A 21048-nucleotide genomic window follows, 5' to 3' on the forward strand; every position below is an offset into this window, starting at 1 on the left:
GGTTTCGCGCAAGGCCTGGAACAAACATCAAATTAGCCGCGATCCGTTAGCGCTCCGTTAACCCTCTGCCGGCCTTAATCACATTTGGAGGCGTTGCGTTGTGCTCCGGGGCAACCGAGAGGAATACGCGAACCATGGGCATGGTACTGTCTTTCGTGCCGCGATCGGCACCAGTCAATCGAGCAGTTCAGGACACCGGTACGCCGGCGGCGGTGATCATTTTTCCCGGCGTCCGCTACGAGCATCCGCCATTGGCGGGCCAGGCGCGACCGGCGGACCAGCCGGGCACACCACGGACGCCTGTTCCGCACCACTGAATTTGCTGGTCGTCGGGGTGAGGTCAGTAGTCCTGCAGTTCGCAGGAGCTCTGGTCCAGGAACTGCGACACAACCGGCTTCCAGCTGTCGTCAGGCACCAAGGCGCGGATGACGAAGATGCCTTCCTCGATCGGCGCCTCGACGAAGATCGCCCCTTGCAGGTCTTCGGGAAGCTCCCTGCGCACGTCGATCATCTGTGCCGGCGTCAGCACCACGGTGTCCAGCTTGTTGCCGGTCGCCGTGCGGTCGTTGAATGAATAGAAATTGTGGCCGTTGCGGTCATAGACCGACACCGACCAGAACGGCACGCTGCCCGGCGCTTTGATCCGCACCACGCCTTCTGCAAGGTCGAAGCGGCAGGCGGCGGCGTAAAACAGCGGATCCACCGACTTCACCACCGGCGCGCCGCCCGCCTCGGCATCCAGCCTGGTCATCTTGTAGAGGTCGGACGCCATCGCCAGCCGTGACCAGGCATCGCGCTCGGTAAATTCCGGCACCAGCAAAAGCACCACGATGTGGACGATGCCGGCGCCGAGCAGGCCGAGCAGGATGGCGTGCAGCAACCTACGCATTGCAGCCAGCCTTGACGATCCGGGGCAGCGACACGTCGGAAAGGCCGGTGCTTGAGGCAATGGGCGTGTCGTAGAAGGTGAGCACGAAATACATCCGGCCAAAACCTTCGGTCAGAAGCCAGTTGCCGGGGGCCGGACGGTTGCCGACGGCGATGATCACCGAATTGTCGGGCTGACGCAGCACCTGGTAGGATTGCAGCGCCGCCAGCCTCGGCTTGCCGGTGTCGACCACGCCGAGCGATTGATCCGCGGCATAGAGCGTCCAGAACCGGGCGGTCGGGAAACTGCCTTCGATCCTGTAGTCGCATTGCCGCTGAAGCTCATCGCCGGCCGCATCGCGTTCGGCGATGAAGGACAAGCCTTCCGCCTTGCCGAGCGCCAGCACGCCCTCGCGCGCCACGCGCGCCTTCGAATAGGGGTCGGCATCTTGCGTGCCGATCTCGGGGAAGGCGGTCCATTGGCCGATGCTGATCGCGCCGACGCCGCTCTGCGCCTGCAGCGCATACCAGACGCTGCCGCCGCCGAGGCCGATGGCTATGGCAAGCGAAAGCAGCGTGAAAAAGGCGGTCTTGAGCATGAAGAACCGGGACGAGAGAATTATCGTTCGGGGATATAGCGGGGCAGGCCACAGAGCAAGCAGCGCTGTGGAATCAAAGCGCCGACAGGGTCTCCGGTGTCTGCGGCGAGCCGAGCACGGGCGCTGTCTGGAACACCTTGGTCATCTCGCGCAGCGTCTGTGTCGTGCGGCTGGACAACACCGCCGGGCGCTCGGCCGCGGCATCGGCGGCTGCCTGATCGGCGTTTTTCTTCTCCGCTTCCTCGGCTTTGGCCGCGATCTCTTCGTCGACGAAGGGCTTGTCTAGGCCGGGGATCGGCTTCAGGTCGATATTCTGGTGCGCGTAGACCATCAGCCGCTGCCACACCATCGCCGGCAGCGTGCCGCCGGTCATGTTGCGGGTCGGGGTGAAGTCGTCATTGCCGAGCCAGACGGCAGCCGTGTAATTGCCGGTGAAGCCGACGAACCAGGCGTCGCGGTAGGATTGCGTCGTCCCCGTCTTGCCAGCGACGACGATGTTGGGCAGCTGCGCGCGCCGCGCGGTGCCGATCGCCGGCACCGCAGCCAGCATGGTGTTCATGTATTTCAAAGCCTGTTCCGACAGAACCCGATGCGGCGCCGGCGCATCCTTGGCAAAGTCGTAGACGACATCGCCGGTGCGGGTGACGAGCTGGGTGATGCCGTGCCGCGAGCCGGCGAAGCCGTTCTGCGCGAACACGCTGTAGCCCGTCGCCTGGTCCATGACCGTCATGCCCGATGTGCCGAGCACCATGGTCTTGTGCGACTCCAGCGGCGATTCCACACCGAATGATTCGGCCATCGCCTTGATCGGGCCGATGCCGAGATAGTCCTTGGCCAGCCGTACCGGCACGGTGTTGATCGATTTGGCGATCGCCGTGATCAGCGTCACATTGCCGGCCGAGCCGCCATTGTAATTGTGCGGTGACCAGCCGCCCCAGCTGATCGGCCCGCCTGAGACGACGGAGTCCGGGGTGAACCCGTGCTCCATGGCGGTGGCGTAGACGTAAGGTTTGAACGAGGAGCCGGTCTGGCGCAGCGCCTTGGTGGCGCGGTTGAACTGGCTTGCGCCATAGTCGCGGCCGCCGACAATGGCGCGCACCGCGCCATTGGTCTCGATCACTACAACGGCGCCCTCGGTGACGTTGTATTCCTTGCCGAACTGGCGGAGATGGAATTCGACGGATTCCTCCGCCGCTTTCTGGATGTTGGCGTCGAAAGTGGTGTGTGCGACCAGCGAATGCTGGCCGGGCTTGGCGATCTTCTTGACCTCATCGAAGGCCCAGTCGAGGTAATAGTCCGGGCTCTTCTGCTCGCCGCGGTCGACGATCTCGGCTGGATGCAGCCTTGCCTGCAGCACCTGGCCTTCGGTCATGAAACCGGAATCGACGAGGTTCGACAGCACCACATTGGCGCGAGCACGGGCGGCGGGCAGGTTGATGTGCGGGGCGTATTTGGTCGGCGCCTTGAACAGGCCGGCCAGCATCGCCGCCTCGGCGAGGTTCAGATCCTTGACGCTCTTGCCGAAATAGAAATCCGCCGCCGCCTCGATGCCGAACGTGCCGCCGCCCATATAGGCGCGGTCGAGATAGAGCTGCAGGATCTCCTTCTTCGACAGATTGGCCTCCAGCCACAGCGACAGGAAGGCTTCCTTGATCTTGCGCTGGAAGGTACGCTCATTCGACAGGAACAGGTTCTTGGCCAGCTGCTGGGTGATGCTGGAGCCGCCCTGGACGACGGAATTAGCCCGCACATTCTCGAAGATGGCGCGCGACAGGCCGAGCACGTCGATGCCGTAGTGCTCGAAGAAGCGTCGGTCCTCGGTCGCCAGCACCGCTTTGATGACATGGTCCGGCATCTCGTCGACAGGCACGGAATCCCGCTGGATGATGCCGCGCTGGCCAATCTCATTGCCGTAGCGGTCAAGGAAGGTGACGGCGAAATCGCCCTGGCTGCGCCAGTCGCCGGTGGTGATCTGGAAGGCCGGCATCGCGAGTGCGAGCAGCACGACGACGCCGCCGGCGCCCATCGTAAAACCTTCGCTCAGCACCTCGATGATGCCGCGTCGCCAGCCGGTGACTCGGAAGCGCCGCGAAAAAATGGTCGCCGATTCCCAGAACTGGCCGGCCTTGAAGCCGATTTCGTAGAGCGAGGAATCGATCCAGGCGTCCACCGCCAGCAGTGCGGCGGCGATCGGACCTCTTCGTCTTGGACGTCGTTCAAAAGGACTGGCCATTCCCGAAACTCACCCAACCCACCTGAGAACCGCAAGCGGGCAATTTCAGGGCGGGCATACCCGGCGAAGACTATTCTTCCATTTCAGCCCGGCTCACAAGGGCAGCCAGGCCACACCGCACGGTTTGTTGAGCGCCGCCCGGATCGTGACGCTGGAGGTCGACGCCGTCGATGCCGACGCCAGTGGCTTCGAGCCAGTCTGGCAGAAAGGCCGGCGCGTCGGCTTCGTCGCCTCGCCGGCTATGGCTACACAATAGGCAAAAGCGTCGCGCTGACGTTGCTGGGCGACGAATTCGCCGGGGAGGGGACCGCGCTTTGGGTGCACATTGTCGGCGTCGAGCGGCCGGCGCGAATTATTCCGGCCTCGCCATACGACCCCGAGGGCAGGCGATGCGGCATGAGGAGTTTTGGCCATGGTCGATGACATCATAAGGGAGACCAGGCGCGAGCGCCGGCGCGGGCACACCGGTGAGGCCGGCAGCGGGTCAAGCCGCCACCCGAACTATCGCTCGCTCAAAAACCCGTTCCTGCCCCAGCCGGTGTTTTCGGACGACCAGGTCGCGGCCATCCACGGCACGGCGTTGCGCGTGCTGGAAGAGCTCGGCATCAAGGTGCTGCTGCCGGAGGCACGGGCGATCTACGCCAAAGCCGGTGCGCTGGTCGACGAGGACAGCCAGATGGTGCGCATCGGCCGCGATATTGTCACTGCGGCAATCGCCTCGGCGCCAAAATCCATCCGGGCGCTGGCGGGCGACCGTAGCCGCGATCTCATGCTGGAGCTCGGCTCGATGACGTTCCTCGCCGGAGCCGGGGCGCCCAACGTCACCGATCTCGAACGCGGACGGCGTCCGGGCACGCTCGCCGCTTTCGAAGAACTGACCAAGCTTGTTCAGAATTTCGACGTGCTGCATATGCTCGGCCCCTGGATCGAGCCTCAGGATGTCGACAACCGTTTGCGCCACTATGCCGTCAACCGTGCGCAGCTGACCCTGTCGGACAAGTTTCCCTTCGTCTTCGCCCGTGGCACGCCGCAGGTCGAGGACGGGTTCGAGATGATCCGGTTGGCGCGCGGCCTCTCGCAGGACGAGTTCCTTGCCGGCGTCCATTGCTATACCGTCATTAACACCAATTCGCCGCGCCAGCTCGATATCCCGATGGCGCAGGGCATCATCGACTTCGCCAAGGCCGGCCAGGTGTCCATCATCACGCCCTTCTGCCTGGCCGGCGCCATGGCGCCGATCACCGTCGCCGGCGCATTGACGCTGCAGCATGCCGAGGCGCTGGCTGGTCTCGCGCTGGCGCAGATGGTGCGGCCGGGCGCACCGGTGGTTTACGGATCCTTCTCCTCCAATGTGGACATGAAGTCCGGCGCACCGGCCTTCGGCACGCCCGAGCACGTCAAGGCGACGCTGGGCGCCGGCCAGCTGGCGCGCTTCACCGGCCTGCCTTGGCGGTCCGGCGGCGGCAGTGCGGCCAACATTTCCGATGTGCAGGCGGCGCACGAGACGCAGTTCGCGCTGTGGGGCTCGGTGCTTGCCGGCGCCACCGTCTGCATCCATGCCGCGGGCTGGCTAGAGGGTGGCCTCAGCGTCTCCTACGAGAAGCTGATCACCGATATCGAGGCATTGCAGACGGTTGCCGAACTCTGCGCTACGACCCCCGGCGACAAGGATTCGATCGGCTTCGAGGCGATCGCCGAAGTCCAGCCGGGCGGGCATTTCTTCTCCGCCGGCCACACCATGACGCGCTACCGCACCGCCTTCTACGAGCCGCTGGTCGCCGACTGGTCGAATTTCGGCAGCTGGACGCAGTCCGGTTCGAAGTCGGCCACCGAGCGCGCCACCGGCATCTGGAAGCGGACGCTGGCCGACTTCCAGCCGCCGGCGTCGGCCGTTGCCACATCCGATGTGCTCGACGAGTTCATTGCCCGCCGCACCGAAGAGGGCGGAGCGTTGCCGGTGTCGTGAGGTTGGCAGCCGTCACATCGGCCGCTTGTCGCCGGTCTTCGACGGCTCGCGGCGAATCGGCCCGGCATCGGCCTGCCTGTGCTTGTCGGCGGCAATCCGGCGGATGCGATCGAAGCGGCTCTCCTCCGCCGGCTTGGTCGCGGATACAGCGTTTGCCTTCGGGGCAAATGTGATCATCTGTCGATCTCCCTGTCGTTGCTGACTGGTCTTGACTGACTGACGGAAATTCCTGGCTCGCCGGGGAAATGTCCCCGGCAGCCTGTTCTGATTTATGCCCGCCCAGATTCCCAGGCGGGCAATTTTCGGGCGATGGTCAGTAGCCGCCCATGCCGCCACCGCCGCCCGCAGGCGCCGCATCCTTGGCCGGAACGTCGGTGATCATCGCTTCGGCGGTGATCAGAAGCGCTGCAATCGAGCCGGCATCCTGCAGTGCGGTGCGCACCACTTTCGCCGGATCGACGATGCCCGCCTTGATCATGTCGACATAGACCTCGTTCTGGGCATCAAAGCCCTGATTGTGGTCCTTGCTGTCGGACAGCCTGCCGACGACGATCGAGCCTTCGACACCGGAATTCTCGGCGATCTGGCGGATCGGCGCTTCGAGTGCCCTGAGCACGATCGAAATGCCTGCCGTCACATCGTCATTGGCGCCAGTCAGCCCGGCCAGCGCCGATCTGGCGCGCAGAAGCGCCACGCCACCGCCGGGCACGATGCCTTCTTCCACCGCCGCGCGCGTCGCATTCAGCGCGTCGTCGATGCGGTCCTTCTTTTCCTTCACTTCAGACTCGGTGACGCCGCCGACGCGGATCACGGCGACGCCGCCGGCGAGCTTGGCCAGCCGCTCCTGCAGCTTCTCCTTATCGTAATCGGACGTGGTCTCCTCGATCTGGCCCTTGATCTGCGCGATGCGCGCCTGGATGGTCGCCTTGGTGCCGGCGCCGTCGATGATCGTGGTGGTGTCCTTCTCGATCAGTACGCGCTTGGCGCGGCCAAGCATCTCGATGGTGACGTTTTCGAGCTTGATGCCGAGATCCTCGGAAATCATCTGGCCCGATGTCAGCACGGCGATGTCTTCCAGCATCGCCTTGCGGCGATCGCCGAAGCCCGGCGCCTTGACGGCCGCGACCTTGAGGCCGCCGCGCAGCTTGTTGACGACCAGCGTCGCCAGTGCTTCGCCTTCGACGTCTTCCGAGATGATCAGCAACGGCCTGCCGCTCTGCACCACTGCTTCGAGGATCGGCAGCATCGCCTGCAGATTGCCGAGCTTCTTCTCGTGGATGAGCACGTAAGGCTCTTCCAGTTCGACGCGCATCTTGTCGGCATTGGTGACGAAATAGGGTGAGAGATAGCCGCGGTCGAACTGCATGCCTTCGACGACGTCGAGTTCGGTGTCGGCGGTCTTGGCCTCCTCGACGGTGATGACGCCGTCATTGCCGACCTTGTCCATCGCCTTGGCGATCATGGCGCCGACGCTGGCATCGCCATTGGCGGCGATGGTGCCGACCTGCGCGATCTCGGCCGACGACTTGACCTTCTTGGCCTTCGCCTTGATGTCCTTGACCACGGCGGCGACAGCCTGGTCGATGCCACGCTTGAGGTCCATCGGGTTCATGCCCGCGGCAACCAGCTTGGCGCCTTCGCGCAGGATCGATGCGGCCAGCACCGTGGCGGTGGTGGTGCCGTCACCGGCGAGGTCGTTGGTCTTCGAAGCCACTTCGCGCACCATCTGCGCGCCCATGTTCTCGAACTTGTCAGCAAGCTCGATTTCCTTGGCCACCGTCACACCGTCCTTGGTGATGCGCGGCGCGCCATAGGCCTTGTCGATGATGACGTTGCGGCCCTTGGGGCCGAGCGTGACCTTCACCGCATTGGTGAGGATCTCGACGCCGCGCAGCATGCGGTCGCGCGCGTCGGTGGCGAATTTGATTTCCTTGGCAGACATTTTTTTCAATCCCGTTGGTGTGGTGAAGCAAGCGGCTCGCCGGAGCCTGGCAAAGCCAGGCCGGTCAGGCAGCCTTCTTGGCTTTGACGCTCTTCTCGGTGACGACCGTCCCGCTCTTGCCGATAGCGGCCGTTTCGCTCTTGTCGATGACGCCCATAATGTCGGCTTCCTTCATGATCAGCAGGTCCTCGCCGTCGATCTTGACCTCGGTGCCCGACCATTTGCCGAACAGGATGAAGTCGCCGGCCTTGACGTCGAGCGGAACAAGCGCGCCGTTTTCGTCGCGTGCGCCCGGCCCAACGGCGATGACTTCGCCTTCCTGCGGCTTTTCCTTGGCATTGTCGGGAATGATGATGCCGCCCTTGGATTTGACATCGCCTTCGGCGCGCCGGATGACGACGCGGTCGTGGAGTGGCCGAAACTTCATGAGAACTTCTTTCTGGGGCCGGCATAGGCGACCGCGCCGTTCTTATAGGCGTGTTGGCACTCGATAGATAGGAGTGCCAAAAATTATTCGTGGCCAAAATTAAATATTAAAAAGTATTATGATGTCTGCCGGGTTCGAAACGTCGCGAGGCGCCTAGATATTTCAAAAAATTGAATTTCGAGGCAAAAGTGACTATTTATATCGTAAGTTCGATTTCACAATTTCAGGCACGAAGGAGATTTAGGCGATGGCCGAAGGCAATCAGAGCATCATGGAAAAAGCTGAAGCCCGCTTCATGGACAAGCAGAAGAAGACGGCCGAGCGCAACAAGGCAACCTCCGACTACATGTCCGAAGCGAGGGCCAGGGAGATCAAGACAGCAAGGCTCAGGGAATTGCGCCTGGCCAAGGAAGAGGCCGACCGCGTCGCGGAAGCCTTGAACCCGACACCGAAGAAGAAGCGGGCGACAGTCAAGAAAGCCGCCGCCGCGCCGAAGGGGGGCACGTCATGAGCCTGACATTCCCCAATCCAAGTCGCTTCTATGACGAGGCCGGCAAGCGCATCCGCTTTGTCGGCCACGACGGCATGTTCCAGATTTCCTTCTCTGTCGCAGCCGATGCCCTCTCGAAGGAGCCATCAGGGACGGCGACCGCGGAAGCCACCTATCTGGCGGCTTTCGACACCGCGTCCAGCTCCATCCATGACATTGCCAGCAAGGCCTACGCCCGCACCCACAAGAGCATATATGTGCTCACAGCCGCGGATTTCGGTTAGCGCGCGTTCGTCTTGCAATCAGAGCGGCTGAGATCAGCGTGCGTCAGGACTTGCGGTCGGCTTTTGCCCGCCGCTTGACGTCCCGGCTGTTCAGGCGGTCGGCCATCGCTTCCGCATCGCGCAAATTCATGGCCACCATTACCTGTTGCTTAAGCTCGACAGGCTGGCCGGTGAAGATGTCGAAGATAGTCCAGCTCTCGGGCTCGTCCATGCGCAACGCGTAGCGGTTTGTCATATCGGCATCAGGCCTTTGACATGAAAAATGCCGCCGCCAGGATCAGGATTGTCCAGGCCACCACCGACAGCTTCAAGGCCAGGCCGCCATGCATTGAAAGTATCTCGCGCATGCGCAGGGCCACGGTGCTCTTCGACAGGGCGGGTGCTGCCGCAATCGCGACCGGGGGCTTGACGCCGAGCTTTCCAAAAGCCGGCAGCAGCGGTGGCGTTCGCATGAAATGACCTCGAATTGCCGGAGAAAACAGGGCTCCTCATAACACCCTTCTTGAAACTCCCCGCATGCCAAATAGAACCCGGTCCGTGAAAGGGCCATGCCGCCCGATTCGCCGCCTTCCATCAGGCGGATCGTCATCTGGCGAAATCCGTGCAACGCGGTTAGGTTGCGCGCGAAACTGAGGTTGTTCAAAGCGTGACAGGCGAACGGAGACGACGATGACGGCGCCCGGCGATTTGCTGCAAGCCTTGTTCATGAGATTGAAGAGCGATGCCTCGCTGACGGCGCTGCTCGGCGGCGCCGGGTTGCGCGAGCAGGCGGCCGACAGTGCCGCCTTCCCTTATGTGACCTATGGCAGGACCAGCGCATTCGATCTGGACACCGGCGCCGACAATGATGACGACCAGCTCATCACGCTGCATGTCTGGTCGAAGGCGCAAGGCGAGGCCGAGACGCGTCTGATCATGGACAGCCTCCGGGCGCGCCTTGACGGAGCCGCTTTCGCCACCGGCTCGCGCGACCAGACCCGCCTGTCCCTGGAGTTCGCCGAGGCCCGCTACGACGAGGACCTGGCGCTCTACCACGGGGTGCTGCGGATACGCGCTCTCACCGAGCAAAGTGATTGAAGCAACCTAGATTTGCGCCTGAATCTCGGCCTTGTCGATGACTGACCACACCTCGCGGATGCGACCCTCTCCGAATTCGTAGAAAACATTCTCAGCGAACGACACGCGCTTGCCGTTCACCGGCAGGCCGAACAGCACGCCCTTGGGATGACAGTCGAAATGCAGGCGCGCCGCCACGCGCGGCGGCTGGCAGACCAGCAGTTCGATGTTGAAGCGGAGGTCGGGAATCGCCTCGAAATCGCCTTCGAGCATACGGCGATAACCCGACAGGACCAGCATTTCGCCATTGTGCTGCACCTCGTCGCCGACAAAGTCTCCAAGTTTCGCCCAGTCCTGGGCATTCAGGCAAGCGACATAGCCCCGGTAAAGGTCGGCAAGGTCTTTATCCGTCATGGCGCACTCCGATAATTTGACGTTTTCCCGCGCTATTTAGGGCGGCCCTTCAGAATGGTCTCGCCTTGACCTGTTCCCAATCTGGCTGCGAATTGAGAACGCGCGCGCAAAAACCATAGCCGCGCAGCCGGTTTTCCGGTTATGAATCCATTGCCCGGTCTGAGGGACTGGGCGGTAGGATCGTATTCATTCGTTTCGCGCGCAGGGGGTATTGCGGGGATGGATTTTCACCCGTTCACCGTTCATTTCACGTTCAGCACAGTTGCGTTACAACGCCGACCATGAAAACGCTTCGCTCTCATGTCAGAACCGCGATACTGGCGCTCACGGCGGCCGGCCTGTTGGCGTCGCAAGCGACGCCGGCAGCCGCGGCGGATTGCTACGCGATCGGCCAGCAGGTTGCCGAGCAGAATGGCGGCACGCTGGCCAAGGCTTCGCAGACGACGCGTGGCGGCCAGGAGGTCTGCGTCATCGTCGTGCTTGTGCCAGGCAAGGACGGCCAGCGCCCGCGCCGCTCCGAGATCGTCGTCCCGGCGAACTGATCCAATCTTCCCCCTTGCAGGGTCGTTTCCCAGACCACCGGAATCGGCCTATAGCTGACCCATCAACAGGCCTGACCGATCATGCGCGTACTCGTCGTCGAAGATGACAAGGATCTCAACCGGCAACTGGCCGACGCGCTGGTCGATGCCGGCTATGTCGTCGACCGCTCCTATGACGGCGAGGAGGGGCATTTCCTCGGCGACACCGAGCCCTACGATGCCGTCGTGCTCGACATAGGCCTGCCGCAGATGGACGGCATCAGCGTCGTCGAGCGCTGGCGCCGCAACGGCCGCAAGATGCCGGTGCTGATCCTGACAGCGCGCGACCGCTGGAGCGACAAGGTGTCGGGCATCGATGCCGGCGCCGACGACTACGTCACCAAGCCGTTCCACATCGAGGAGGTGCTGGCCAGGGTGAGGGCGCTGATCCGCCGCGCCGCCGGCCATGCCTCGTCCGAGCTCACTTGCGGGCCGCTGCGCCTCGACACCAAGGCCTCCAAGGCCGATGTCGCCGGCGTGCCGCTGAAGCTGACCTCGCATGAGTTCCGCCTGCTGGCGTATCTGATGCACCATATGGGCGAGGTGGTGTCGCGCACCGAGCTGGTCGAGCATCTCTACGACCAGGATTTCGACCGCGATTCCAACACCATCGAGGTCTTTGTCGGCCGGCTGCGCAAGAAGATGGGCATCGACATGATCGAAACCGTGCGCGGCATGGGCTATCGCATGCGTGAGCCGGAGGCGTAAGGCGGAACCGCTCCCCATACCAGCAAGGAAGCCTTTTTCGGCGCGGCTCTGGCCGCGCTCGCTGGCCTTCCGCGTCATCGGCTTTTCCACGATCTGGGCGATCCTCACCCTGATCGTCATCTTCACCCTGATCACCACGCTCTACCGCCAGGCCAGCGAGCGCGGCTTCGACAGCCTGCTGTCGGCGCATCTGTTCAATCTGATCGGCTCGGTCGGCGTTTCCGAATCCGGCCAGCTCACCGGTGCTCCCGACCTTGGCGACCTGCGCTTCTCGGAGCCGAATTCGGGCTGGTACTGGTCGGTGGAGCCGGCTTCCGAAGGTGTGCACGGCAACCTTCATTCGTCCTCGATGACCACGACGATCCCGTCGCCGACCGTCGCCGAGGTGCCGTTCAATTCGAGCTTCCAGCGCAGCTACTCCACCGACGGTATCGGCGACGAGCAGCTCGAAGTGTTCGAGAGCGAATTCGTGCTCGACGCCAAGAACCGCGCCGCGCGCTTCCGCGTGATGGGCAACAAGACCGAGCTCGAACAGGAGATCGCCACCTTCCAGGGCCGATTGCTGACCTATCTCAGCCTGTTCGGCGTCGGCATGATCGCCATCAATGCGATCGCTATCCTGCTCGGCCTGCAGCCCTTGGGCCGGGTTCGCAACGCGCTTGCCCAGGTGCGCGAAGGCACGGCGCAGCGGCTCGATGGCCGGTTTCCCGCCGAGATCGAGCCGCTCGCCAACGAAACCAATGCGCTGATCGAAAACAACAAGCGCATCGTCGAGCGCTCGCGTACGCAGGTCGGCAACCTTGCCCATTCGCTGAAGACGCCGCTCGCCGTGCTGATCAATGAGGGCCGGGCTCTCGGCGGCGCCAAGGGCCAGCTCATCGCCGACCAGGCCGCCTCGATGCAGAAACAGGTCGACCACTACCTGCAGCGGGCACGGGTCGCGGCGCAGCGCGACAGCGTCGTCTACCGCACGCCGGTGACGCCGCTGGTGCAGCGCATGGTGCGCGTGCTGCAAAAACTCAAGCCTGATGTCAGCCTGTCGCTTATGCTGCCGGCGGCCGACATCGTCTTTGCTGGCGAGCGCGAGGATTTGGAGGAACTGCTCGGCAACCTTCTCGACAATGCGATGAAATGGGCGAAGAGCACTGTTGCCGTATCCGTCACGCCGGCCGCAGCCGGCCTGTTCGAGCTATCGATCGAGGATGACGGTCCCGGCATCCCCGAGGACAAGGCCCGCGATGTCTTGAAACGCGGCCGGCGCCTCGACGAGACAAAGCCGGGAACCGGGCTCGGACTTGCCATCGTTGCCGACCTCGTCAACGAGTATGGCGGGGCGCTGGCGCTGGAACGCTCCACGATGGGCGGGCTGAAGGCGGTTGTGCGCTTGCGGAGCTTGCAATGATGTACTGCCCAGGGCCAATCGACACGGCCGAATGCCTGTGTTATGGCGGCCCATCGATTGCGCAAAAGCCGTTAAGAACGGCCAAATTTCCGACAAATATCAACAGTATGACGTCCTGACGCCCCCGATGACGCGGCCCCCAGCGCATCCCGTTCAAGAAAACCGGTTGTTGGCATGAAGATTCGCGTTGCGCTCGTTTCCGCACTGCTCGCTCTTTCCGGCTGCGGAACGCTGGGCAAGGGCAGTGGCCCGGATATCTCCATCACCAACCCGCCCGCGTCGCCTCCTTCAGGGGCCAAAGTCGCGACGACGATCATCTCGGCCATGGCCGGCGGGCTCGTCGGCGGATCGATCGGCAGCGGCCTGAACAGCACCGAGAAGCGCAAGGCGCTCGAGGCGGAATACAAGGCGCTCGAATATACGGCGAGCGGCCAGAAGGTGACCTGGAAGAGCGACAGTTCGGCCCATTCCGGCGAAGTCGTCGCGGCCCAGCCCTACCGCGTCGGCTCGCAGGATTGCCGCCAGTACACCCATACGGTGTTTACCGGCACGGCCGGCCAGACCGCGCGGGGCACCGCATGCCGCAACGCCGACGGCAGCTGGACGCCGCTGACCTGAACATTGGGCCGGGGTCGGAATCCCGTCAAAGCGTCGCAGCACCCTCATGTTGTGAGAGCAGGGCTCTCGCTCTATTGGAAGAACCATGCTGTTCTGGGTCATAGCCGCACTCCTCACGCTGGGCGCAAGCCTGGCGGTGCTGCTGCCGCTGACCAGCGGCGGCAAGGGCGCTCCGACCAGCAGCGACCATGATCTCGAAGTCTATCGCGACCAATTGGCCGAGCTTGAGCGTGACGCCGCGCGCGGCCTGATTCAGCCGGCCGAAGCCGAGGAGGCGCGCACTGAGATCGCCCGCCGCATCCTTCGCCTGGGAGATGTTGGTCAAGCCAATGTCGGTCAAGCCGATGCACCTGGCGCGCGGCAGCCGTCGAGGGCGGCCAGGTTGATGGCAACATCAGCGGTGCTGGTGGTCCCGCTTCTCAGCTGGGGCCTGTACAGCCAGCTCGGCTCGCCGGATCTGCCGTCGCAGCCGCTTGCCGAACGGCTGGCCAAGAATCCGGCCGATAGTTCGGTCGACGAGTTGGTGGCGCGCGCCGAGGCCCATCTTGCCGCCAACCCTGGCGATGGACGCGGCTGGGACGTGCTCGCCCCGATCTATCTGCGCCTGCAGCGCTTTCCCGATGCCGTGACCGCCTATCGCAATGCCATCCGCCTCGATGGCGACACGGCTGCCCGCGAGGCCGGTCTCGGCGAAGCGATCGCCAATGCGGCCGGCGGCATCGTTTCGGCCGATGCGCAATACGCTTTCGAACAGGTGCTAAAACTCGACCCGGGAAACGCGAAAGCCTCGTTCTATTTGGCGATGGCGCTGGCCCAGGAAGGCCGCATACCCGAGGCAACCACGGCTTGGCAGAAAATGCTCGATTCCCTGCCGCAGGATTCGCCATGGCGCGGAGCTGTCCAACAGGCACTGGCCGAGGCCGCCAACCGCAGCGTCGCGTCAGGAGAGCCCGCCAAAGGCCCCGACGCCGCAGCCGTCGATGCCGCCTCGTCGATGGCGCCGCAGGACAGGCAGGCCATGATCGAAACCATGGTCGGCGGCCTCGACGAAAAATTGCGGCAAAATCCGCGCGACACGGAAGGATGGATGCGGCTCATTCGTTCCTATGTTGTGCTGGGCAAGGCCGACCAGGCGCGCGACGCGCTGCATCGCGGTATTGCCGTGTTTGGCGCCGACAGTGAGGAAGCGAAGAAATTCACCGCCTTTGCCGCCTCGCTCGGCCTGACGGCGACGGAGTAGGACATGACGCGCAAGCAGAAGCGATTGTCGGTGATTGTGGGAGGTCTTGCCTTCCTCGGCGCCGCCACCGGGCTGACCTTCTATGCGTTGGGCCAGAAGGCCTCCTATTTCTATATGCCCGCCGATCTGACCACCGCCAGCTTGCAGCCGGGACAGCGCATCAGGCTCGGCGGCCTCGTCGAAAAGGGCACGGTCGTGCGCGGGCAGGGCGCGACGGTTGCGTTCTCGGTCACCGACACGCACAAATCGGTCAAGGTCAGCTATACCGGCATCCTGCCCGATCTGTTCCGCGAGGAGCAGGGCGTCATCACCGAAGGCAGCTTTGGCGCCGACGGCGTTTTCGTCGCCGACAGCGTGCTGGCCAAGCATGACGAGCGCTACATGCCCAAGGAAGTCGCTGACGGGCTGAAGGCCAAGGGCGTGTGGCAAGAGAGCAAGAGCCAGTAATGGTTGAGACCGGACACTTCGCGCTCGTCCTCGCCTTTGTGCTGTCGCTGGTGCAGACGCTGGTGCCGCTGATCGGCGCCCGTACCGGCAACCAGAGGCTGATGGCTGTCGGCGGTCCCGTCACGGTCACAGGCTTCGCGCTCACGGCGCTGTCGTTCGCAGCACTCGCCGGCGCCTATGCAAGTTCCGATTTCTCGGTGGCGAGCGTGTGGGAAAACTCGCATTCGCTGCAGCCGCTGATCTACAAGATCACCGGAACCTGGGGCAATCACGAAGGCTCGATGCTGCTCTGGGTGCTGATCCTGACCTTCTTCGGTGCGCTGGTCGCTGTCTTCGGCTCCAACCTTCCGGCGACGCTGCGCGCCAATGTGCTGGCCGTGCAGGGGGCTATCGGCGCCACCTTCTTCCTGTTCATCCTGACGACATCCAATCCGTTCACCCGGCTCAATCCGGCGCCGATCGAGGGCCGCGATCTCAACCCGGTCCTGCAGGATCTCGGCCTCGCCATCCATCCGCCGCTGCTCTATCTCGGCTATGTCGGGTTTTCTATCTGCTTTTCCTTCTCGGTCGCCGCCCTCATCGAAGGCCGCATCGATGCCTCCTGGGCGCGCTGGGTGCGGCCGTGGACGCTGGTCGCCTGGATGTTCCTCACCGGCGGCATCGCGATGGGCTCCTACTGGGCCTATTACGAGCTCGGCTGGGGCGGCTTCTGGTTCTGGGATCCGGTCGAAAACGCCTCCTTTATGCCGTGGCTGGCCGGCACGGCTCTTCTGCATTCGGCGATCGTCATGGAGAAGCGTTCGGCGCTCAAGATCTGGACGCTGCTGCTTGCCATCCTCACCTTCTCGCTGTCGCTGCTCGGCACCTTCCTGGTGCGCTCCGGCGTGCTGACCTCGGTGCATGCTTTCGCCACCGATCCGACCCGCGGCATCTTCATCCTGTGCATTTTGACGCTGTTCATCGGCGGCTCGCTGGCCCTGTTTGCGCTGCGCGCCTCGCGGCTGACGGCCGGCGGCCTGTTCCACCCGATCTCGCGCGAAGGCGCACTCGTCCTCAACAATCTGTTCCTGACCACAGCCACGGCCACCGTGCTGGTCGGCACGCTCTATCCGCTCGCGGTCGAGGCGCTTTCGGCCGGCAAGATCTCGGTCGGCGCCCCCTTCTTCAACCTGACATTCGGCCCGCTGATGGTGCCGCTGCTGGTCGTGGTTCCGTTCGGGCCGCTGCTAGCCTGGAAGCGCGGCGACCTCTATGCCGTCGCTCAGCGCCTGATGGCGGCTTTCGGCGCCGCTCTCCTGGCGATGCTGGTCACGGGGCTGTTTATCGACGGCGCGTCGGTGTTCGCCGCCCTTGGTGTCGGCCTCGCCTGCTGGCTGATCTGCGGCGCGCTCACCGACCTCGCCGTCAAGTCCGGCTTTGGCAATGTGTCGCCCGCCATCATGCTGCGCCGTTTCGCCGGCCTGCCGCGTTCGGTGTTCGGCACTGCACTTGCCCATCTCGGCCTCGGGCTGACGACGCTCGGCATTGTCGGCACGCTGTGCTTCGGCACCGAAAGGATACTGTCGATGCATGCCGGCGAGAGCGTCGAACTCTCCGGCCACACGCTGCGTTTCGACGGCCTCTTCCCGGCGCAGGGTCCGAATTACAGCGAGCAGCGCGGCCGCTTTTCCGTGATCGGCGCCGGTGGCGGCGTTTCAGCCGAGATCACCTCGGCCAAGCGCTTCTTTCCGGTGCGGCAGACGACGACGACCGAATCCGGCATCGAGACGATCGGCTTCAGCCAGCTCTATCTGTCGCTGGGCGATGAGGGCACCGATGGGTCGGTCGTGGTGCGCCTGTGGTGGAAGCCGCTGGTGACGCTGATCTGGGGCGGAGCTCTGGTGATGATGGCGGGAGCCGCAATGTCGCTGCTCGACCGGCGCCTGCGGGTTGGCGCACCCTCGCGCCGCCGCAAGCAGGCAGCCTCCATGCCGTCGGCAGGCGCGCCGTGAGCACCAGGTTCTCGTTGGCCTCGCTCACCCTGCTTCTGGCGCTGCTGTTTGCCGGCGCGGCGCAAGCGGTGAAACCGGACGAGGTTCTCACCGATCCGGCGCTCGAGGCGAGGGCGCGGCTACTGTCGGAAGGCCTGCGCTGCATGGTCTGCCAGAACCAGTCCATCGACGAATCCGATGCAGACCTCGCCCGCGACCTGCGCATCCTGGTGCGCCAGCGCCTGGTTGCCGGCGATACCGACCAGCAGGTGATGGACTATATCGTGTCGCGCTACGGCGAGTTCGTGCTGTTGAAGCCGCGCTTCAGCCCGCGCAACGCCTTGCTTTGGGGCACGCCGGTGCTTCTGCTTCTAGTCGGCGGCATTTTCATTGTGCTGACCACACGCTCCCGCCGCTCGTTGGCAACCAAGGCGCTGAGCGCCGAGGAACAGGCGGCGCTGGACAAGATGCTGAGCGACTAGCTCGGCCATTCCTCCAAAGGCCAGTCCCGCGACGTGTGGATGGCGCGCAGGATAACAATGCTCTGACGGCCGGCGATCAGGCGCAATTCATAGGCAATGATGTAGGGCAGGCGGCCGATGGGCTTCTCATAAGTGCCTGTTACCCGGCCAGGTCGGCCCGTCGCCATATCACCAAGGCCCCGGCCCATTTCACGGATACGGTCCGCGAGGCGTCGGGCGGCGGCAGGATTGTCCTGAGCGATAAAGGCAACTTGCTGCGTGAGATCGTCCAGCGCCTCTCGCGACCAGGTGACGAACCGCTTCACGCCTTGCCTGCGCGCCTGGCTTTCGCTGCTTCGATCACCGCGTCGACCTCCGCCATGGCGTCGTCGTGGGGCACGACGCGGCCAGCCTCTGCGTCGGCCATGCCACGTTTTATGCCTTCGATGATATCCAGCTCGCGATCGACATAGGCTGAGACCGCCTCGGCGGCGAGGAATGATTTACTACGCCTGGTATCGGTAGCGATCTGCTCCAGCTTCAGCTTGGTCTCGGACGAGACTCGAATGGTCATGGTGGTGCTTGCTGTCATTGTGAAAGCCTTGTGCTGAGTTGTGTACACCATAGCGCAGCAGGCGAGCGCAACCAAGCGATTTGTGCGTCCGCCCAACATTACAAAACTTTCATGCTTCGGAAATGGCGCGGTAATGTGCGCCTCTCTATTTCTCTTGTCCGAGGATGCTCTGCCTGAGCCGCATCCAGTGAAAAGAGGATATGAGACCCATGACTATCGCCCCCAACCCATATTCCCGGACCCGCAAGCGCCTGTTGGCCGCCGCCGCTTCGCTGGCCATTGCCGGCGGCATCGGTTTCGGCGCCGTTGCCACTGGTACAGCTCCCGTTCTGGCCGATGCCGTGCGGGTCGAAGCGCCGCAGGTACCGGGCTTTGCCGACGTCGTCGAGCGCGTTTCGCCGGCCGTGGTCAGCGTCAAGGTCAAGGCCAAGATCGAGCCTGCCGCCGATGACGGCTCCGACCAGTCCGACGATCCGGACGGCATGAACAACCTGCCCGACAATCCGCAGCTGCGCCAGTTCTTCAAGCAATTCCGGGGCTTTGGCGATCAGAACGGCCAGGGCGGCGGCAATCGTCGCTTCAGCCACCGCGACCATAACAACGACCAGCCGCGTCCGGTAGCCCAGGGTTCGGGCTTCTTCATCTCCGATGACGGTTATCTCGTCACCAACAACCATGTCGTCGAGGAAGGCTCCGCCTTCACAGTGGTAATGAATGACGGCAAGGAGCTTGACGCCAAGCTGATCGGCACCGATCCGCGCACCGATCTGGCGGTGCTCAAGGTCGATGGCGTCGGCAAGTTCACCTATGTCGATTTCGCCGACGATTCCAAGGTTCGCGTCGGCGACTGGGTGGTGGCCGTCGGCAATCCGTTCGGCCTCGGCGGCACCGTCACCGCCGGCATCGTCTCGGCCCGTGGCCGTGATATCGGCGCCGGTCCCTACGACGACTTCATCCAGATCGACGCCTCGGTCAACCGCGGCAATTCGGGCGGCCCGACCTTCAACCTCAACGGCCAGGTCGTCGGCATCAACACCGCGATCTTCTCGCCGTCGGGCGGAAGCGTCGGCATCGCCTTCGACATTCCGGCCTCCACCGCCAAGCAGGTGGTGCAGGATCTGATGAAGAGCGGCTCGGTGCAGCGTGGCTGGCTCGGCGTCGAAATCCAGCCGGTTACATCGGACATCGCCGAATCGCTGGGCCTGAAGTCGCAGAACGGGGCTCTGGTTTCGGGCGCCCAGGACGGTGGCCCCGGCAAGAAGGCCGGCATCACCGCCGGTGACGTGATCACCCAGGTCGAAGGCAAGGACGTCGCATCGCCGAAGGAACTGGCTCGTCTGATCGGCGCGTACCCACCCGGCAAGTCGGTCGACGTCACGGTGTGGCGCGACGGCAAGAGCCAGACCATCAAGGTCGATCTCGGCACGTTGCCATCCACTGACAAGCAGGCCTCGGCCGACCCGCAGCAGCCCGCGGCACCGGCAAAGCCCGCCGCGCTGGCCGATCTCGGCCTCACCGTCACCAAGTCGGAAAACGGCAAGGGCCTGGTGGTGACCGATGTCGATCCCGACAGCGATGCCGCCGACCGCGGCATCCAGCCCGGCGATGTCATCACCTCGGTCAATTCGACGGAGGTGAACGGCACCGAAGACGTCGCCAAGGCGATGGCCGATGCGGTCAAGTCCGGCCGCAAGGCGGTGCTGATGCAGATCACCCGCGACGATTCAAACCGCTTCGTCGCGCTGCCAGTCGCCAAAGGCTGACATCACACAGTTTCCAGTGCGGCGGTTTCAACACCCCCGAGCCGCCGCACGGGAAGCAAGGGGCCGAACGCGTTAGTCAGTCATCGTGTTCTGCCCCCGGCGGCAGCGGGCCCCCATCGCCCGCTGCCGCTCTAACATCGAAGCATGTCGCCCAAAGTGCACGGCGGTTTGGCAAAACGACATGCTTGAACGAAAGCTTTTGCGCTTATGGCGGCCTCTCAATCTTCCGGCGAAATCGCGTATAACGGCTCTATGAAGATTCTCGTCATAGAAGACGATCGCGAGGCGGCCGACTATATGCAGAAGGCCTTTGCCGAGGCTGGGCACATCGCCCATGTAGCCGGCGACGGCGAAACCGGCTTTGCGCTGGCCGATGCCGGCGACTATGACGTCATGGTCGTCGACCGCATGATGCCACGCCGCGACGGGCTCTCCGTCATTGCCGGCCTGCGCTCGCGCGGCAACACCACGCCGGTGCTGATCCTGTCGGCGCTGGGCGAAGTCGATGACCGCGTCACCGGTCTGCGCGCCGGCGGGGACGACTATCTGACCAAGCCCTATGCCTTTTCCGAATTGCTCGCCCGCGTCGAGGTGCTGAACCGCCGCGCCAGCGCCAGGGAGGCCGAAACCGTCTACAGGGTCGGCGATCTCGAGCTTGACCGGCTGTCCCATTCGGTCAAGCGCGCGGCGCGCGAGATCACGCTGCAGCCGCGCGAATTCCGCCTGCTCGAATATCTGATGCGCCATGCCGGCCAGGTGGTGACGCGCACCATGCTGCTCGAAAATGTCTGGGACTATCATTTCGATCCGCAGACCAACGTCATCGACGTTCACGTCTCGCGCCTGCGTGGCAAGATCGAGAAGGGTTTCGACAAGCCGATCCTGCATACGGTTCGCGGCGCCGGCTATATGCTGAAGAGCGGCTAGAGCATGATCCCAAAAAGTAGGTACCGGTTTTTGGAGAAGATCATGCTCCAACAAAGGGGTAGGTCATGGTGAGATTTCA

Annotated in this window: 26 protein-coding genes; 15 read left to right on the plus strand and 11 right to left on the minus strand. The window is 63.7% G+C overall.

Features of this window, described 5'->3' with window-relative positions; translation table 11 throughout:
• Positions 1-340: 340 nt before the first annotated feature.
• The 3 genes from NKJ76_RS23665 to NKJ76_RS23675 all read right to left on the minus strand — a co-directional run bounded on the left by NKJ76_RS23665 (position 341) and on the right by NKJ76_RS23675 (position 3699).
• A complete protein-coding gene (locus NKJ76_RS23665; protein WP_023702197.1) occupies positions 341-889 on the minus strand; it encodes a DUF1254 domain-containing protein in 549 nt (182 codons plus the stop codon).
• The gene (locus NKJ76_RS23670; protein ID WP_023670163.1) at positions 882-1466 is read right to left on the minus strand and encodes a DUF1214 domain-containing protein; all 585 of its coding nucleotides are present in this window, start codon (positions 1464-1466) and stop codon (positions 882-884) included. Before NKJ76_RS23670 ends, NKJ76_RS23665 begins: the two co-directional genes overlap by 8 nt.
• A gap of 73 nt (positions 1467-1539) precedes the next feature.
• Complete coding sequence (locus tag NKJ76_RS23675; protein WP_352538477.1) at positions 1540-3699, minus strand: transglycosylase domain-containing protein; 2160 nt, start codon at positions 3697-3699, stop codon at positions 1540-1542.
• Between the two features lie 127 nt (positions 3700-3826).
• On the opposite strand from NKJ76_RS23675, the gene NKJ76_RS23680 reads away from it, so the two are divergent.
• Both NKJ76_RS23680 and NKJ76_RS23685 read left to right on the plus strand, forming a co-directional pair.
• Positions 3827-3955, plus strand: coding sequence for a hypothetical protein (locus NKJ76_RS23680; protein ID WP_352538478.1), 129 nt, complete (start codon positions 3827-3829; stop codon positions 3953-3955).
• Between the two features lie 156 nt (positions 3956-4111).
• Positions 4112-5665: a trimethylamine methyltransferase family protein gene (locus tag NKJ76_RS23685; RefSeq protein WP_352538479.1), complete on the plus strand. Its 1554-nt coding sequence runs from the start codon at positions 4112-4114 to the stop codon at positions 5663-5665.
• A 12-nt stretch (positions 5666-5677) separates the two neighbouring features.
• Here the strand turns inward: NKJ76_RS23685 and NKJ76_RS23690 are convergent, their stop codons facing one another.
• The 3 genes from NKJ76_RS23690 to NKJ76_RS23700 form a co-directional block, all read right to left on the minus strand.
• The gene (locus NKJ76_RS23690; protein ID WP_023742658.1) at positions 5678-5842 is read right to left on the minus strand and encodes a hypothetical protein; all 165 of its coding nucleotides are present in this window, start codon (positions 5840-5842) and stop codon (positions 5678-5680) included.
• A 136-nt stretch (positions 5843-5978) separates the two neighbouring features.
• A complete protein-coding gene (gene groL / locus NKJ76_RS23695; protein ID WP_023684537.1) occupies positions 5979-7607 on the minus strand; it encodes a chaperonin GroEL in 1629 nt (542 codons plus the stop codon).
• A gap of 64 nt (positions 7608-7671) precedes the next feature.
• Entirely contained in the window at positions 7672-8034 is a 363-nt protein-coding gene (locus NKJ76_RS23700) for a co-chaperone GroES (protein WP_023698577.1), read from the minus strand.
• Between the two features lie 247 nt (positions 8035-8281).
• On the opposite strand from NKJ76_RS23700, the gene NKJ76_RS23705 reads away from it, so the two are divergent.
• Together NKJ76_RS23705 and NKJ76_RS23710 are read left to right on the plus strand one after the other, a co-directional pair.
• Entirely contained in the window at positions 8282-8545 is a 264-nt protein-coding gene (locus NKJ76_RS23705; protein ID WP_023670169.1) for a hypothetical protein, read from the plus strand.
• Positions 8542-8808, plus strand: coding sequence for a DUF1488 family protein (locus NKJ76_RS23710; RefSeq protein WP_352538480.1), 267 nt, complete (start codon positions 8542-8544; stop codon positions 8806-8808). The genes NKJ76_RS23705 and NKJ76_RS23710 overlap by 4 nt, the downstream gene beginning before the upstream one ends.
• A gap of 43 nt (positions 8809-8851) precedes the next feature.
• Here the strand turns inward: NKJ76_RS23710 and NKJ76_RS23715 are convergent, their stop codons facing one another.
• Together NKJ76_RS23715 and NKJ76_RS23720 are read right to left on the minus strand one after the other, a co-directional pair.
• On the minus strand, positions 8852-9043 hold the full coding sequence (locus NKJ76_RS23715) for a hypothetical protein (protein ID WP_023684535.1): 192 nt from the start codon (positions 9041-9043) through the stop codon (positions 8852-8854).
• Between the two features lie 7 nt (positions 9044-9050).
• Complete coding sequence (locus tag NKJ76_RS23720; protein WP_023702192.1) at positions 9051-9260, minus strand: hypothetical protein; 210 nt, start codon at positions 9258-9260, stop codon at positions 9051-9053.
• A 217-nt stretch (positions 9261-9477) separates the two neighbouring features.
• Between NKJ76_RS23720 and NKJ76_RS23725 the strand changes: the two genes are divergently transcribed.
• Positions 9478-9885, plus strand: a complete 408-nt coding sequence (locus tag NKJ76_RS23725) for a DUF3168 domain-containing protein (RefSeq protein ID WP_352538481.1) — start codon at positions 9478-9480, stop codon at positions 9883-9885.
• 6 nt (positions 9886-9891) lie between these two features.
• On the opposite strand, the gene NKJ76_RS23730 is transcribed toward NKJ76_RS23725, so the two are convergent.
• Positions 9892-10278, minus strand: coding sequence for an ester cyclase (locus NKJ76_RS23730; RefSeq protein ID WP_352538482.1), 387 nt, complete (start codon positions 10276-10278; stop codon positions 9892-9894).
• A 281-nt stretch (positions 10279-10559) separates the two neighbouring features.
• Between NKJ76_RS23730 and NKJ76_RS23735 the strand changes: the two genes are divergently transcribed.
• From NKJ76_RS23735 to NKJ76_RS23770, 8 genes are all read left to right on the plus strand, one after another.
• Positions 10560-10820: a hypothetical protein gene (locus NKJ76_RS23735; protein WP_023670174.1), complete on the plus strand. Its 261-nt coding sequence runs from the start codon at positions 10560-10562 to the stop codon at positions 10818-10820.
• 81 nt (positions 10821-10901) lie between these two features.
• The gene (locus NKJ76_RS23740) at positions 10902-11567 is read left to right on the plus strand and encodes a response regulator transcription factor (protein WP_023731025.1); all 666 of its coding nucleotides are present in this window, start codon (positions 10902-10904) and stop codon (positions 11565-11567) included.
• Positions 11551-12969, plus strand: a complete 1419-nt coding sequence (locus tag NKJ76_RS23745; RefSeq protein ID WP_352538483.1) for an ATP-binding protein — start codon at positions 11551-11553, stop codon at positions 12967-12969. The genes NKJ76_RS23740 and NKJ76_RS23745 overlap by 17 nt, the downstream gene beginning before the upstream one ends.
• A gap of 174 nt (positions 12970-13143) precedes the next feature.
• Positions 13144-13587 carry an RT0821/Lpp0805 family surface protein gene (locus NKJ76_RS23750; protein WP_023687241.1) on the plus strand — a complete coding sequence of 148 codons (444 nt, stop codon included), beginning with the start codon at positions 13144-13146 and terminating at the stop codon, positions 13585-13587.
• 85 nt (positions 13588-13672) lie between these two features.
• Positions 13673-14827: a c-type cytochrome biogenesis protein CcmI gene (gene ccmI / locus NKJ76_RS23755; RefSeq protein WP_352538484.1), complete on the plus strand. Its 1155-nt coding sequence runs from the start codon at positions 13673-13675 to the stop codon at positions 14825-14827.
• Positions 14828-14830: 3 nt separating this feature from the next.
• The gene (gene ccmE / locus NKJ76_RS23760; RefSeq protein WP_023670179.1) at positions 14831-15274 is read left to right on the plus strand and encodes a cytochrome c maturation protein CcmE; all 444 of its coding nucleotides are present in this window, start codon (positions 14831-14833) and stop codon (positions 15272-15274) included.
• Positions 15274-17265, plus strand: coding sequence for a heme lyase CcmF/NrfE family subunit (locus NKJ76_RS23765; protein ID WP_352538485.1), 1992 nt, complete (start codon positions 15274-15276; stop codon positions 17263-17265). The genes ccmE and NKJ76_RS23765 overlap by 1 nt, the downstream gene beginning before the upstream one ends.
• A complete protein-coding gene (locus NKJ76_RS23770) occupies positions 17262-17726 on the plus strand; it encodes a cytochrome c-type biogenesis protein (RefSeq protein WP_023670181.1) in 465 nt (154 codons plus the stop codon). Before NKJ76_RS23765 ends, NKJ76_RS23770 begins: the two co-directional genes overlap by 4 nt.
• On the opposite strand, the gene NKJ76_RS23775 is transcribed toward NKJ76_RS23770, so the two are convergent.
• The gene (locus tag NKJ76_RS23775; protein WP_023670182.1) at positions 17723-18031 is read right to left on the minus strand and encodes a type II toxin-antitoxin system RelE/ParE family toxin; all 309 of its coding nucleotides are present in this window, start codon (positions 18029-18031) and stop codon (positions 17723-17725) included. The two genes, NKJ76_RS23770 and NKJ76_RS23775, sit on opposite strands and share 4 nt — an antisense overlap.
• On the minus strand, positions 18028-18297 hold the full coding sequence (locus NKJ76_RS23780; protein ID WP_023670183.1) for a CopG family ribbon-helix-helix protein: 270 nt from the start codon (positions 18295-18297) through the stop codon (positions 18028-18030). Before NKJ76_RS23780 ends, NKJ76_RS23775 begins: the two co-directional genes overlap by 4 nt.
• 191 nt (positions 18298-18488) lie before the next feature.
• Between NKJ76_RS23780 and NKJ76_RS23785 the strand changes: the two genes are divergently transcribed.
• Both NKJ76_RS23785 and NKJ76_RS23790 read left to right on the plus strand, forming a co-directional pair.
• Positions 18489-20042, plus strand: coding sequence for a Do family serine endopeptidase (locus NKJ76_RS23785; RefSeq protein WP_023670184.1), 1554 nt, complete (start codon positions 18489-18491; stop codon positions 20040-20042).
• A gap of 252 nt (positions 20043-20294) precedes the next feature.
• On the plus strand, positions 20295-20969 hold the full coding sequence (locus NKJ76_RS23790) for a response regulator transcription factor (RefSeq protein WP_352538486.1): 675 nt from the start codon (positions 20295-20297) through the stop codon (positions 20967-20969).
• Positions 20970-21048 lie beyond the last annotated feature (79 nt).

It is taken from the genome of Mesorhizobium sp. M0029 (assembly GCF_040323735.1).
GTDB lineage: Bacteria > Pseudomonadota > Alphaproteobacteria > Rhizobiales > Rhizobiaceae > Mesorhizobium.

What these genes read in the sequence shown, in the direction of transcription:
- NKJ76_RS23665 (WP_023702197.1), bottom strand. Translation starts at nt 889, where the DNA reads ATGCGTAGGTTGCTGCACGCCATCCTGCTCGGCCTGCTCGGCGCCGGC.
- NKJ76_RS23670 (WP_023670163.1), bottom strand. Translation starts at nt 1,466, where the DNA reads ATGCTCAAGACCGCCTTTTTCACGCTGCTTTCGCTTGCCATAGCCATC.
- NKJ76_RS23675 (WP_352538477.1), bottom strand. Translation starts at nt 3,699, where the DNA reads ATGGCCAGTCCTTTTGAACGACGTCCAAGACGAAGAGGTCCGATCGCC.
- NKJ76_RS23685 (WP_352538479.1), top strand. Translation starts at nt 4,112, where the DNA reads ATGGTCGATGACATCATAAGGGAGACCAGGCGCGAGCGCCGGCGCGGG.
- NKJ76_RS23690 (WP_023742658.1), bottom strand. Translation starts at nt 5,842, where the DNA reads ATGATCACATTTGCCCCGAAGGCAAACGCTGTATCCGCGACCAAGCCG.
- groL (WP_023684537.1), bottom strand. Translation starts at nt 7,607, where the DNA reads ATGTCTGCCAAGGAAATCAAATTCGCCACCGACGCGCGCGACCGCATG.
- NKJ76_RS23700 (WP_023698577.1), bottom strand. Translation starts at nt 8,034, where the DNA reads ATGAAGTTTCGGCCACTCCACGACCGCGTCGTCATCCGGCGCGCCGAA.
- NKJ76_RS23705 (WP_023670169.1), top strand. Translation starts at nt 8,282, where the DNA reads ATGGCCGAAGGCAATCAGAGCATCATGGAAAAAGCTGAAGCCCGCTTC.
- NKJ76_RS23710 (WP_352538480.1), top strand. Translation starts at nt 8,542, where the DNA reads ATGAGCCTGACATTCCCCAATCCAAGTCGCTTCTATGACGAGGCCGGC.
- NKJ76_RS23715 (WP_023684535.1), bottom strand. Translation starts at nt 9,043, where the DNA reads ATGACAAACCGCTACGCGTTGCGCATGGACGAGCCCGAGAGCTGGACT.
- NKJ76_RS23720 (WP_023702192.1), bottom strand. Translation starts at nt 9,260, where the DNA reads ATGCGAACGCCACCGCTGCTGCCGGCTTTTGGAAAGCTCGGCGTCAAG.
- NKJ76_RS23725 (WP_352538481.1), top strand. Translation starts at nt 9,478, where the DNA reads ATGACGGCGCCCGGCGATTTGCTGCAAGCCTTGTTCATGAGATTGAAG.
- NKJ76_RS23730 (WP_352538482.1), bottom strand. Translation starts at nt 10,278, where the DNA reads ATGACGGATAAAGACCTTGCCGACCTTTACCGGGGCTATGTCGCTTGC.
- NKJ76_RS23735 (WP_023670174.1), top strand. Translation starts at nt 10,560, where the DNA reads ATGAAAACGCTTCGCTCTCATGTCAGAACCGCGATACTGGCGCTCACG.
- NKJ76_RS23740 (WP_023731025.1), top strand. Translation starts at nt 10,902, where the DNA reads ATGCGCGTACTCGTCGTCGAAGATGACAAGGATCTCAACCGGCAACTG.
- NKJ76_RS23750 (WP_023687241.1), top strand. Translation starts at nt 13,144, where the DNA reads ATGAAGATTCGCGTTGCGCTCGTTTCCGCACTGCTCGCTCTTTCCGGC.
- ccmI (WP_352538484.1), top strand. Translation starts at nt 13,673, where the DNA reads ATGCTGTTCTGGGTCATAGCCGCACTCCTCACGCTGGGCGCAAGCCTG.
- ccmE (WP_023670179.1), top strand. Translation starts at nt 14,831, where the DNA reads ATGACGCGCAAGCAGAAGCGATTGTCGGTGATTGTGGGAGGTCTTGCC.
- NKJ76_RS23765 (WP_352538485.1), top strand. Translation starts at nt 15,274, where the DNA reads ATGGTTGAGACCGGACACTTCGCGCTCGTCCTCGCCTTTGTGCTGTCG.
- NKJ76_RS23780 (WP_023670183.1), bottom strand. Translation starts at nt 18,297, where the DNA reads ATGACAGCAAGCACCACCATGACCATTCGAGTCTCGTCCGAGACCAAG.
- NKJ76_RS23785 (WP_023670184.1), top strand. Translation starts at nt 18,489, where the DNA reads ATGACTATCGCCCCCAACCCATATTCCCGGACCCGCAAGCGCCTGTTG.
- NKJ76_RS23790 (WP_352538486.1), top strand. Translation starts at nt 20,295, where the DNA reads ATGAAGATTCTCGTCATAGAAGACGATCGCGAGGCGGCCGACTATATG.